The 12,888-nt window shown below is 23.9% G+C and carries 15 protein-coding genes; 10 read left to right on the top strand and 5 right to left on the bottom strand.

What is annotated here, in order from left to right; genetic code table 4:
* The 4 genes from ACOBWH_RS04585 to ACOBWH_RS04570 are packed head-to-tail and all read right to left on the bottom strand — an operon-like array spanning nucleotide 1 to nucleotide 3,532.
* The gene (locus ACOBWH_RS04585; RefSeq protein WP_424525647.1) at nucleotides 1-1,392 is read right to left on the bottom strand and encodes a hypothetical protein; all 1,392 of its coding nucleotides are present in this window, start codon (nucleotides 1,390-1,392) and stop codon (nucleotides 1-3) included.
* Nucleotides 1,385-1,663, bottom strand: a complete 279-nt coding sequence (locus ACOBWH_RS04580; protein WP_348734977.1) for a hypothetical protein — start codon at nucleotides 1,661-1,663, stop codon at nucleotides 1,385-1,387. The genes ACOBWH_RS04585 and ACOBWH_RS04580 overlap by 8 nt, the downstream gene beginning before the upstream one ends.
* Nucleotides 1,663-3,123 (bottom strand): PBSX family phage terminase large subunit, encoded by a 1,461-nt coding sequence (locus ACOBWH_RS04575; RefSeq protein ID WP_424525645.1) that lies wholly within the window; start codon nucleotides 3,121-3,123, stop codon nucleotides 1,663-1,665. The genes ACOBWH_RS04580 and ACOBWH_RS04575 overlap by 1 nt, the downstream gene beginning before the upstream one ends.
* Nucleotides 3,116-3,532, bottom strand: a complete 417-nt coding sequence (locus ACOBWH_RS04570; protein WP_424525643.1) for a hypothetical protein — start codon at nucleotides 3,530-3,532, stop codon at nucleotides 3,116-3,118. Before ACOBWH_RS04570 ends, ACOBWH_RS04575 begins: the two co-directional genes overlap by 8 nt.
* Before the next feature lie 328 nt (nucleotides 3,533-3,860).
* Here ACOBWH_RS04570 and ACOBWH_RS04565 point away from each other — a divergent pair, with 328 nt between their 5' ends.
* From ACOBWH_RS04565 to ACOBWH_RS04550, 4 genes are all read left to right on the top strand, one after another.
* Entirely contained in the window at nucleotides 3,861-4,844 is a 984-nt protein-coding gene (locus tag ACOBWH_RS04565; RefSeq protein WP_424525641.1) for an IS30 family transposase, read from the top strand.
* A gap of 211 nt (nucleotides 4,845-5,055) precedes the next feature.
* A complete protein-coding gene (locus ACOBWH_RS04560) occupies nucleotides 5,056-5,343 on the top strand; it encodes a hypothetical protein (protein WP_424527464.1) in 288 nt (95 codons plus the stop codon).
* Nucleotides 5,344-5,519: 176 nt separating this feature from the next.
* Complete coding sequence (locus ACOBWH_RS04555; protein WP_424525639.1) at nucleotides 5,520-5,669, top strand: hypothetical protein; 150 nt, start codon at nucleotides 5,520-5,522, stop codon at nucleotides 5,667-5,669.
* The gene (locus ACOBWH_RS04550; RefSeq protein WP_126821177.1) at nucleotides 5,669-5,920 is read left to right on the top strand and encodes a hypothetical protein; all 252 of its coding nucleotides are present in this window, start codon (nucleotides 5,669-5,671) and stop codon (nucleotides 5,918-5,920) included. The genes ACOBWH_RS04555 and ACOBWH_RS04550 overlap by 1 nt, the downstream gene beginning before the upstream one ends.
* A 582-nt stretch (nucleotides 5,921-6,502) precedes the next feature.
* Here ACOBWH_RS04550 and ACOBWH_RS04545 read toward each other — a convergent pair.
* Nucleotides 6,503-7,611 (bottom strand): IS3 family transposase gene (locus ACOBWH_RS04545; RefSeq protein WP_424525593.1). Its coding sequence is split into 2 segments (ribosomal slippage): nucleotides 6,503-7,371 and nucleotides 7,371-7,611, totalling 1,110 coding nucleotides; the frame shifts between segments, so codons are not numbered across the junction.
* Nucleotides 7,612-8,281: 670 nt separating this feature from the next.
* On the opposite strand from ACOBWH_RS04545, the gene ACOBWH_RS04540 reads away from it, so the two are divergent.
* The 6 genes from ACOBWH_RS04540 to ACOBWH_RS04515 all read left to right on the top strand — a co-directional run bounded on the left by ACOBWH_RS04540 (nucleotide 8,282) and on the right by ACOBWH_RS04515 (nucleotide 12,882).
* Entirely contained in the window at nucleotides 8,282-8,716 is a 435-nt protein-coding gene (locus tag ACOBWH_RS04540) for a DUF3627 domain-containing protein (RefSeq protein WP_424525637.1), read from the top strand.
* 152 nt (nucleotides 8,717-8,868) lie between these two features.
* Entirely contained in the window at nucleotides 8,869-9,072 is a 204-nt protein-coding gene (locus ACOBWH_RS04535; RefSeq protein WP_004028252.1) for a DUF2649 family protein, read from the top strand.
* Nucleotides 9,072-10,085, top strand: a complete 1,014-nt coding sequence (locus ACOBWH_RS04530; RefSeq protein ID WP_424525635.1) for a hypothetical protein — start codon at nucleotides 9,072-9,074, stop codon at nucleotides 10,083-10,085. The genes ACOBWH_RS04535 and ACOBWH_RS04530 overlap by 1 nt, the downstream gene beginning before the upstream one ends.
* A complete protein-coding gene (locus ACOBWH_RS04525) occupies nucleotides 10,078-10,476 on the top strand; it encodes a hypothetical protein (protein WP_004027786.1) in 399 nt (132 codons plus the stop codon). The genes ACOBWH_RS04530 and ACOBWH_RS04525 overlap by 8 nt, the downstream gene beginning before the upstream one ends.
* The gene (locus tag ACOBWH_RS04520; RefSeq protein WP_004027616.1) at nucleotides 10,476-10,712 is read left to right on the top strand and encodes a hypothetical protein; all 237 of its coding nucleotides are present in this window, start codon (nucleotides 10,476-10,478) and stop codon (nucleotides 10,710-10,712) included. The genes ACOBWH_RS04525 and ACOBWH_RS04520 overlap by 1 nt, the downstream gene beginning before the upstream one ends.
* A gap of 16 nt (nucleotides 10,713-10,728) precedes the next feature.
* Entirely contained in the window at nucleotides 10,729-12,882 is a 2,154-nt protein-coding gene (locus tag ACOBWH_RS04515; protein ID WP_424525633.1) for a spiroplasma phage ORF1-like family protein, read from the top strand.
* The last annotated feature ends 6 nt before the right edge of the window (nucleotides 12,883-12,888 follow it).

Raw genomic sequence — 12,888 nt, 5'->3', positions numbered from 1 at the left:
TTAGTTCTCCTTAATTTCTGTTCTACCTTGGATAGCATTTTGATTATTACCAGTTTCATCGTATTCCATTAATTTATTATTATGTTCTATTTCTTTTGCTTGCATTTTATCTTGTCATGCTTCTACTTTTTCAAAATATTTTGTTGCTTCTAATTCATCAATATTATCATATTCAGTTATGGCTCTTATTGGTTCCATTGTGCCATTTTCTAATCTAGCAGTAATTAATTCATTTTGTCGCATTTGGTCTACTAAACTAGCACTAACAAAATCAAATCCATAAGGTCGTTCACCATTTCCATCTCATAAACCATAATATTTTAAAACAGTATCAAATATTTTAGTATAATATTGTTTACGATATGCTTGTAAATATGCTTGTTTTTCTAAATCTTTTGTTTTAGTTAATAATGATTGTGTTTTATTTTGGTCATTATCTGATTTATCACCAAATGGACTAGAATAATGACATGCTAAATATACTTGCTCAATAATAGATTTTTGGTCTTCTGTATATGTTTCTAAGGTTGGTGTACCTTGTACTACTTGTAAAGATTGAGATAATTGACCATCTACTGCTGATTGACCTGATTGAATAAAAATATCATCAAAAGCATTTTGTAATACTTTTTTATTACCTTTATTGTAAGCAGTCATTAAATCATCATCTAATATTCCATATCAATGAGTACGATTTGCTCATCGTTCTTTTGATTTAATATCAAAACTATCTTCTAAATCAAATTGTAATTTATAACAATTTGCCATAGTAGGTCATGGATTTAAAGTGGTTGATGTTGATAAAAATAATGGATTAGGTTCATTTATCATTTCTCAAAAAGGTACAATACCTAATTTATTTTTAAATTCTTGTACTAAAACAGGTCTAACATCATCTTTAATTTGTGTTTTACTTTGCCCAACAACTATTTCATTATTTTTAGGTCAACCTTTAATAACTATTTTATCTTTGGTACAAATTAAATTTAAAATAAAACCACTATCTGATTGATGATAATTTAATCAAATATCAGCACCTTGTTCAATTTCGTTTATTTTACTTACACGTGATGTAAAGTTAAAAGGATTAATTCATAAATCAATATTACCATCTGATGTTTCTAATAAACCAAAGATAGTTTTACCCATTAAACTTGCTGTTAATTCATTTTTATCTAATTTTTCTTTTATTTTATAAGTTTCATATCATCAATTTAATTTTTCTAAAATATCTTTACGATGAGACTTAAATAAAATATCTTTACCATTTACTAATCGCATTTGATGGCGAGCAATAATATTGGCTAAATTAATAGTTCAATCATAATTATAAAATTTTAAAACACTATTAATATCATTTAAGTTTGGTAAACTAGGGAAAGTATTATTCATGGTTATTTTGCTCCTTTAAATTTAAGATAAGTGCATAATTAATTATATTTACTGTTAATAAACTAGGTTCATTTGCTAAAACTTGTACACATACTTTAACTTTTTGATATTTCTTAATATATTCGTTATATAAATTTAATTTACATATTGCGATATTATCTTTTTTTAATTCTTGACAAAGTCTTTTTTTAACTTGTCCACAAACAGACATATATGGTCTTTTTGCATTTATTACACGCTCATCATGTATTACATAAATATCTTTTTTCATTAAGTTATTCACTCCCTTTGTTGTCATAATTTATAATCTGCTGAATTATTATGTTTAACCATTGGAATTAATTCAAAGTGTAAGGCATAAAAATCACTATCAAATGTATCATCATATAAGTCTAACGGTCGTTCTTCTCGGGCATCTGGTTTATCTTCTCATTGAATTAATTCATACTGCTTTTTACTTATAGGACATTTTTCTCATAATCATTTTAATTGATTAGTATTTATTAGCATTGTGAATGCTTCAACACGATGTCTTACTTTAAACTTCTGCTTTTGTGCTGGTTTAAAATTCATGTATTGACCAAAAGAATAATTATATTTTTCTCGGTTTAAACTTTGCAATGTTGAATAAGCACTATCATCAACATTAATTGATATACCTTGTTGTATTAAATTAAAATATTGATTTAATTGATTGTTATAAAACTCTAAAATATCTTTAACTTGTTCTAATTCAGTTTTAAATTGTTGTGTAGCATTTGAGTGTGTATATTCTGCTACTTTATATGCTTTTTTATCAAATGAATTATATATTCAAAAACTCGCTGCTGTTGTATGTCCTTTGGGACTAGTAGCATTCGCAATATCAACGCCACCTAATAATTTCGTTGGTTGAATAATATCTGTTGCTTGCATTATATCAATATATCTAGCAAAGATTGACCCACTAGTATTACCTGGTAAACCTCAACTCCATACTCTTGCTCTTTCAATATCTAATTGTTCTAATCTTAATTGTTCATTAACTTTATCTTGTGGTAATTCATAATTAAGTCTTCAACTAGAATAATGAATAATAATCTTCATATTTCATTTTTTAATATATTTAATTTGTTCATATTTACTACGCATTATTTCTTCATTAAAAGGTAATAATTGATTACAATAACCAACAATATATCTTTTTAAACTTTCAGGATTACATGTATTAATTGTTATTTTATTTTGATAACCACGAATAGCAAATTCTAAATCACTTAAATCTTTTTGTTGAAATTGATCACATTCTTCTCTTCAATCAATAACTAATTTATATTTATTCAAATCAGCAAAGGCTTTTAATTTTTCTTTCCGACTTGGTGAATGTAACCCTTTACAATATATTTTGCTACCATTTGATAAAGTAAAAGTAAAATTTGATAAATTAATAGTATAAGGAATATGATTTTCATCTAACATATTTCATATGTTTTGAAATACACTATCTTTTAAATCTTTACTTCAATACATACTAGCAATAATACAAATTGGCTCTTGAATTAATAAACTAATTTTTAATAATTCACCAAACATTTTAATATTTGAAATAGTCTTACCACTATATCGTGTTCCAATTTGATTAATTTCATTAACTAACTCATATTTCTTAGCAAAGGGATATTTATTACCAATACTACTATTTTGTAATAACCAATAAGGTGTTTCTAACAAATAAGTAAAATGATTAAGCATTATTATCACTTTCTTTTTTAATATCTCTAATATCAGTTTGTAAATTAACAATTATTGGCTGTTGATTATTTAAGTTTAATTCTTTTTCAAGTTCTTTTTCTTGTAGTGAATATTTATAATTAAATGCTCGTTGTCAATATAATTTAGCACCATCAGGTGATTTCATCATAAAATTAATTATTTCACTTTCAATTCTATCAACTTGTTTTTCAAGTAAAGGAACTATCTTTTCGCTCCGATAAATTTCTTGCCTTCAATGACGAGAAAGGTTGAATTCATTGGTTAAATCATTCAAAGTATATGGTTTATTAGGTGATTTATTTTGCCAAAATTCATCTATTTTACGATAGAATGTTCGTAAACTTGCTTTATTTGGATTAAATTCTTTCATTTTTACTCCTTTTTGCATATTAAAATTGCTATTATTTAACGAATATGATTAAATAAAAGAGTAATAAAACCTATAAAACTGTATCAATATATAAAAGAACTTAATATAATATTTTGTTCTTTTTTATTATCTATATTTTACATCAAAATTAAAAAAAAGTAAATTACTTTACTTTTTATTTTAGTATACAAGCATATAGAGATAAATTGGAACTTGTTACAATATAATTATATAATTAATAATATATTTGTCAATAATTTTAATTTAAAAAAATGTGAAAATTTATCTTTTTTATAAATTTAATGTATAACTATTTTTATAAAAGAATTGGAGGAAATATAGAGTAATGAAAGATTATACACATGTAAAATATGATGAACGAAAATTTTTTAAGGATTTATTTTTATCTGATAGTTGCAAAAAGAAAAATGGCACACTTAATTTATCTGAAATATCAAGACAAATAGGAAGAGATATTAATACTGTTAAAAGAGAAATTAATAGATTTACAAATATAGAAGATTATAATGCCCGTGAGGCACATGATGATTACTATAAAAAACGAAAAAAATCTATTAAAAAACTACCTACATTTACAGAAGAACAACAAGAATTTTTAAATTTAAGATTTAATATTTTGGGTGATTCACCAGCAGAAATTATTCAGCGATTTTTAATAAAATTTGGTATCAAATTTCCCGCTTGCCTTAAAACATTTTATAAATGAATTTTTTTAGGTCTTTTGGGTTTGTTAAAGAAAAATTTATTAAATGGTGGTAGAAGAAATAGAACAAAGAAAAGACCTGATAATCGTGGAAAATTAGATGAAAGATTTAAATCAATATGAGATATTGAAAATAAAAAAACTAATACTGGTTGATTTGAAATGGATACAGTAGTTGGTAAAGACCATCAATCTAGTTGTTTAGTATTAGTTGAACAAAATAGTAAAAATTATTTTGCTATGAAATTAGAAGAACATACTGCTAATGAAGTTTTAAAAAAACTTGAAGAATTAGTTAGAATTAATGGTTTAGTTGGAAAAATTAAAGGAATAATAACAGATAGAGGAAGAGAATTTAGTAAGTTTGAAGAAATGGAAAAGATTACTAGTTCTAATATTTATTATTGTGACCCAGGTTCACCTAAACAAAAACCCTTAATTGAAAGAATGAACCGTGAATTTAGAAAACGATATGGTAAAGGAACAGATTTTAATCTTGTTACGCAACAAGAAATAAATTTAGTAGTTGATATTATAAATGAAAAATTAAGGCCTGTTTTAAATTGAAGAACGGCAAAAGAGGTATTTTCAGAGAATTTTAAATAAGTTTATTTGAATAATTTAATAAACTATTTTTCAGTGTGTTAAAATTAAGATAAATTTACAAATAATTTAACAAATAATTTATTTTTTTTAAAAAATAGTTGCATTTCTTTAAAAGAGTGTTATTATCAAAATAACAAGAGATAAATTTGGAGCTTAGATTTACATAATACATGATGCAAAAAATGAATCAATTGTTTATGTTCATCCTCAAATGTTTAATCGTTTATTTGGTTACAATAATGAAGGTTTTACTAGTCAACAGTATCAAGATGTTAGTATAGTTCAATTAACATATTATGGGGATAATCAAAATAAGATGGGAACTGATTTAAGTTATTATCGTGTTTATTTAGCTGATAATATTAACCTTTTGGGAAAAACAGTAGAGGCAATTTTTCAAAAGGCATCGTGTAAGTGAAGTGCAACAAATCAACTCAGAAAGGGGTTGATTTTTTATTGAAAAGAAACATTATTTTATTTTGCGGTCCTTAGTAACTAGGTATGGGAAAGATAATGTTATTAATACTGTTAATAACATTGTAATTAATAATGAAAAAGAAGATGAATAAATTATCCGCGTAATTTATTAGCGGTAATTTATTCAATATTGTTTATTTTGAGCGTAGCGAACACGCGAAGCGTGTCGTAAAATTAGATTTTTAGGAGGATTAAATTATGCCATTTTGATTAACGACAATATTTAGTGTTGTTATTATATTAGGGATTTTTGCTTGAATTGGTTTGTCAATTTATCAAAAAATTTGCCAAATTCGAGGTAAGAAAAAAGATAAAAAAGAAATTGAAAACAAGGAGGATAAAAAATAATGTTAGGGATGTATTTAACAACAGCAATTAATTTTTTAGCAGTTGGTGATAAGCCTACTATTTCAGATGGAATGGGTTCGATTTGAAGTGGTTTAGGACAAGCAATGATGAAAGTTAAAGAAGCAATTTATGCTGTATTACCACAATTAATGACCTTTTTAGGTGATGCGTGAATTATTTTAATTCCATTTGGTATTTTTGTTATTGTTAAGATATTAAACTTTTTCCGTGTTATGGTTAAAGGATTTTAATATTTAGTATAACTGATTATATATTTTAGCTGTGGCACACTAACTTTGTTATGTGATTTTATTAAATAATTTTATTGTTTATTTTTACACTATACACTGTTTACAAATTTATTTTTTAATAAACTTTATTATTGTTAATATTGGAATAATAAAAATTCCTATTATACATATAAGTTTAACTATATTTTCTATAGTGGATAAATCTATATTGTTTATTATTCATAATATTGAGTCTATTATGAAAAATATTTTTTTAGTAGGATTTAATAAAAATAAGAATATTTCTATTAAAGGTCATATTAGTAATAGATTTGGAAAATAAATTTTTATAATATTTTTTATAAATACACCTACTTTCTTTAAAATTTGTAAACAGTGTATAGTGTAAAAATATCAATTTAATTATAAATTATTAATTTTATATTTTAATAAATATTATTAAAAATTAAATAGTATTTTTCAGTGGCACACTAGTTTTTATGTGAATTGAATAAATAATTTTGTTGTTTATTTTTGCATTATACACTGTCTACAAAGTTAACAAGATGAAAAATGGAATGGCAACACTTTTTAGGACACTTTTTATGTAGACTTCTGATTTCTAAATTCAACTGGAGTTAAGTAATTCAAACTACCATGAATTCGAATATTGTTGTATCAATTAATGAAATTAAATAGTTCCAACTTTAATTGTTCTAAATTTTTAAATTTTCGACCATTAATAAATTCAGTTTTAAAAGCTTTATAGGTTGTTTCAGCTACTGCGTTATCGTAAGGGCAACCTTTTGCACTTAATGATCTTTTAATATTAAATGTTAATAAAATTTCTTCAATAATTTTATTTTTAAATTCATTACCACGATCTGTATGAAACAACCTAATTTGATTTAGTGGTCGTGTTATTTTATAAAATGCCTGCTGAACTAGTTCAGCAGTTTTATTTGTTCCAGCGCTATAGCCAATTACTTCACGGTTAAATAAATCAATTAGTAAGCAAATATAATGTCATTTTGAACCAACTTGAACATAGGTTAAATCGCTCACAATAACTTCATTTTGTCTTTTATTACTAAACTCACGATTTAGAATATTACTAATTTGATCATTATTTACAGGAGATTTATGATTGCGATATTTTAATTTAGTATATTTTGATACTAAATTATTTATTGCCATAATTCTTCTAATTTTTTGTCGAGATAAAATAATGTTCTTTCTTGCTAAAATAATTTTAATTTTTCTAGCACCATAAACTTTATAGCTTTCTTTAAATGCACTGATAACTTCATTTTCATAAATATTAATTTCAGTTTTAGTGATCTTATTAATTTGATAATAATACTTTGATTTTGCTATCTTTAATATTTGACACATTTTCCTCACTGAATATTTGTCTTTATTGTTAGTAATTAATATTACTTTTTGCCGATTATCAGTGCTGCTTGCTTTAAAATATCATTTTCCATTCGTAATTGTTTGTTTTCTTTTCGCAACTGAATAAGTTCATTTTCTTCAACAGAGCGATTGTCTTTAGCTTTAAAAGAACCAGAATTCTCAAATTTTTTTACTCATTGATAAAGAACTGCCTTTGAAATTTTATATTCGTTAACAATTTCAATATTACTTTTACCATTTTTATATAACATTACGATTTGTTTCTTGAATTCATCGGTGTACTGGTTTTTTGCCATTTTTATATTCCTGCTTTCCTAATAATTTTAGCTTATTTTTTTACAGTCTACATAAATATGGTCCAAGTTATTGTAACCTATCCAAAATCCTGTTTAAAGAAACTAAGGCACACTAGTTTTTTATGTGATATTTAAGGTATTATTATGGTTTTCTCTCTGTATAAAATATTTATAAATTTGTTAATTTATTAAAAATTCAAATAATAAAGTTAAAAGTTGTTATTAAAACTATTATTATTGAAATAATTGTTTTAATTGGTGATACCATTATGATAAGCAAAAAATAGATGGTATCACGTTTGTAAAAAATGAATTTATTAAATAGAAAAATGAATTTATTATTTCTTCGATATTTTATTTCTCCTTTCTATTTAAAATAATTTATACAGAGAGAAAACCATAATAATATCAACTTAATTATAAACTTATGATTTTATATTTTAATAGTTATTGTTATAAATTAAATAGTATTTTTCAGTGTGCCAATTTTTACTATTTTATATATTTAACATTGTTAATAACATTGTTTATTAAACATTAAATAAACAATATATTAGCATTATGTATAACATTGTTAATAATCAATGTTTTTATCAATAAATAAGCAATATATGAACATTAAATATAACATTGTTAATTAGAAACAATGTTTATTAAGGAGTTGATAAAATTGAGTAATTTTGTTAAGAAAAATAAAAATATAGAAAATTATTTTATTCGTAAAGAGTTAATAGTTTTTGAAACAGATAAAGCAAGTTTTATAAATTTGCCTAATCATAATCGCCATATTGGTTTTTGATTAAGTAATAAGTTTATTTATCCGAGTGAAAAACATTCTGATCAAGTTGCTATTGGTTTAATTTATGATAATTCTTATCCTATTGTAAAATATGATGAAAATTTAAAACGCCATATTTGAAAATATTTAACTGGAACAGAATTAATTAATTTGTATAATCAATATAAACAAAATTATTTTAACAATATGCACAAAGCATTATTTTCAAATGAACCTAAAAAAGTAAAAACAACTAAAAATAATTTAACAAATTGAACTGTTGAAAAACAGCAAGAATTGATTAATGATTTGAAAGATTTAAATTAAATGAGTTTATATGACTATTGAGTTCAATTTGTTAGTTATATTATTGGTTCAAATGCCCCTGAATTTTTATATGTGATATCGTTTGTATTATTTATTGTTTTATTTTTTGGGATGTTTTTTAAACTTATTCAAAAAATGTGGAGTTTTTAAATATGCAAAATGATTGAGAAAAATTAAAAGAGTTTTTTATTCATATATTTTTGTTTATAGATAAAATAAATGTTGAAAGTATTACAACTTGGACTTTGACTCAAAATGAATATTTAACTCTGATGGTTGGTGTTTGAATTGTGATTTTGTTTTTAACTTGGTTTTTGTTATGAATGATTTTTAAAATAGTTGGGTATTTTAAGTAATGAAAAAGTTTATATTTTTCTTAAAAAATTATTGTTATATTAGTGGTTCAATGATTTTGTTTAGTTTAATTGATTTATTACTTTGAATAATTTCATTAAATTATACTGGTTTAGTATTCTGATTATTGTTTGCTTTGCAATGTGTTTATTTTGTATGATGAGTTTGAAAAAACATATTTTATCAGTTAAATGCTTTTCGGTTAGTTAATTTTGTTTGAGATAATCCGTTATCAGTTATTATTGGTAAATTAGGAACGGGAAAAACTTTACTTTTAACTTATTTATCACAAACTATGAAATTATTAACAGATAAAATTTATAGTAATTATCCGTTAGAAGATGATAAAGTTAAAGTTTTAACATTTAAAAATTTAGAGTTTACCGATCGAACAAAACCAGTTCCCCCTGATGATAGTGTTATTTTATTTGATGAAAGTTATTTATATATTGATGGAACTAGTCCGCACGATGAGAAAAAAGTTCATAGTGGTAAAATTCCGTGAATTGTTTTAGCAAGACATTTTGGTAATCGTGCTTTGTTTACAGCACAGCGTGAGGGTATGATTTGAAATAATATCCGACAATTAGCAAGTGGTATTATTATTCCTATTTCATTGAAAAAACCAATTGCTAAAAAAGGATTTAATTTTTTTAATCGTTTCTTTATTATGCGAATTGGTATTTTTCAAGATATTACGGATTATGAAATTTGAAAAACAAAATCAGTAGAAAGAACAGCAGAAGGTAAACGAGCAAAACATAAGTCGGATGTTGGGTTAGGAATTCGGTTTTTTAAGATAATTATTCCGTTAGAATTTGCACAGAAATATGATAGTCAATGATTAAAGTTTGTTCGTGATTTAAAAAATGATGAAATAGTTAATTATAAAGAATATTACTGGTCAGAAATTACTAAATTGAGTGTTAAAGAGCGTTTAGAATTGTTTGATATTGATATTTTGAAAAAAAATTTAAAACCTAAAAAAGAAAAAGGAAGTGGTAAAGATGATTAATTTATTATCAGAAAGTAGTAATTGAGATAAGATTTTTAGTTTTATTTTTGATGTATTTTTGTTTATTTTTGATGTAATTTGAAATACAAAATTACCAATGACAAATACGACAATTGCTTATTTTATTATCTTTTTTATGGTTGTTAAGTTATCGATTTATGCAATTCACGGTACAAGAACTCAATACAACGAATTAGGTTCAACAGTACAAAGTGGTGTATCAAATATTTATTCTGCAACTGCTCGTGGAGTTTCAGATACTAAACAAGGTATGCAAAAACATATTAAAGATCGTAAACAGTTTAAAATTAATCGTAATAAACAACAATTATCAAATTTAGCAAAACAAGCAAAAACAAGAGAACAAGGATATCGGAGAGTGAATAAATAATGATTAGATTAGTTTTATTAGTTGCGGCAATCGCTATTTTTGGTACTGGTTTTATAACAGTAATCATAAATCAATTAACATCAGCAAAAAATATCATTATGGATTTATATAACTCAGACACTTTTTTGCTTTCGTTGTTTGGCAAAATGGCAATTTTGTTTTCTCATCCGTTAATGTTAACGATATCAAGTTTATATATTGTTGGGTTTATTGTTTCAAAAACATTGTATAGTTAGGAGTTGAATTATAAATATGAAAAAATCATTATCTTTATTTGCAATATCTATTTTAGGTATTTTAGGTTTAATTATTCCTTTTATTACTTTAACAGCATTTAAACCCTTAAATCAGCAAAATTATACTGTTAATCAACAAACAACGGGAATGAATGAAACTGATTTTATTAATACAATGTTTTTACGTAGTACTTTTTTTGAAAATTGGTCTGAAACAAATTATTTTATTAATCCGACTTTAAAAACATCACAAACATTAACTTACAATGATAAATGGTATTTAGATTTTTTAAAGGATAGTTATTCAACGGGAATTTCATTTGATAAACCTAGTGATGAATTTATGGATTTATATAAAAATTGAGATAGTTATGCTAAACAATATAGTATTGATAAATTTTATGATGCTGATAAAAAACAATTTTTAAAAGAATTAACTAATTTTTCTTATTCATTTGCTAAGTATTTTAATACAATTGAAGTTATTAATAAGTTAGAAAAAAGTGTTGATAATTTACAACAAGTTAATTTAAAGTTTCAAAATTGAAAGTTAATAACATCTGTTATTGGTGAAGGAAATACTGGTAAAACTTATATTGGTATTTTTGGAAGTAAAACAAACTGAAATATTATAGATTGAAAAGGAATTGAAGGAGAAGGAAAATGACATTTATATGAGTATAAATCAATTTATCGTTGAGATGGTGAAGGTGAGCCTGAAATACCAACAGTTGACAATAATGGCAATCCTAGTTTTTGGACTGACAATCAATATCAAAATACTCGTTCTTTTTTATTAAAATATATTGATATTATTGTGCAAGAAAATATTCGAGTTCAGCAAGGTGGTAACCCTGATTATGATGATCCAAATTTAGGTAGTCAAAGAATAATTTTTGATTTTGAAATTATTAATAATATGGAAAAATTAGATTGAAAACTTGATATTATTTTAACTAGAAAATTAATTTATCGAATGATTTTAACGATTGATGAACAAAAAAATATTATTGCTGGTAGTTTAGAGTTGACACACTTTAAAAAATATTGGAATGGATATGATTATAATAGTTATCGATATACTGATGATTTAGGGTTTTTATTTTCTTTTATGAAAGAAAAAGAAAATATCTTTAATTTTAGTGCTGAAACTTATAATTATAATCAAAGTAGTACTCCTAATACTGGTAAAAAGGTTTTTGAATGGATGAAAGGTCAAATTGATATTAATAAGTTTTTAAAAGCATTTTTTGCACATGCTTTGGTGCCTGTATTTCAAAATCGTAGTAATTTTATTGAAAGTGGGTATATTGATAATTTACAATATGATACGGTTTTAATTAACTTTTTTGGTTTGAAATTAGTTAATTTTAAAAATGTTTTAATTGATGAAAAAAATACTAATAAAAATCAATTTGAAAGATTATTAAATAGTATGTTTACAGTTTCGCAGAACTTTTATAAAGATTATTTACGAACAATTTTTGACTTGGAAAATAATACTTATGTACAAGGATATAATAAAAAATATGGTTTATTAGCAAATAATGGTTTTAAGATTTATCCTCGTTATTTTTATTTTTCTGATAAATATAAGCAATTAGATATTAAATTGTATTCAGCATTTAAAAATCGGTTTTATAACACAAATTATGGTAATGTATTTAATTATGATTTTTCAGTTGCAAATGATTATAATATTAATCAAAATGAGGGTTATATTTTTGAAGGTGCTTTAAAAGATAAATATGGTTTAAAATATAAAAAGATTGAAGAACAAAAAATTGGTTATAATGTTTTTGAATTGCAAGCACAAAAAGAAAATGATATGTATCGTTATTATGATTTTAATTTTGGAATTTATAACTGACAAGAGATTAATAATGGTGGGTTGTTTCCAGACGGTCAATGATGACAAGCACAATATGAAAGTTGTAGTTGATATAATATTGCGTGTCATATCAGAAATGCTGCAATTTGAGTTGTAAATAATATTCCCGGTGTTAAACAAGTGAATGAATTAGCAAGTGGTGTTGGTAAGATTTTTCAAACAATATATAGTTTTTTTAATCAAACATTTGAGGTATGAAAATTTAGTCCAGCATTATATAACACAATAACAAATATATTCCTATTAATTATATTTATGAAATTTGTACGATTAATTTAAAAAGGA

This window comes from Spiroplasma endosymbiont of Glossina fuscipes fuscipes, assembly GCF_049669535.1.
Lineage (GTDB): Bacteria > Bacillota_I > Bacilli_A > Mycoplasmatales > Mycoplasmataceae > Spiroplasma.
This window is presented reverse-complemented; position numbering and strand designations above follow the sequence as displayed.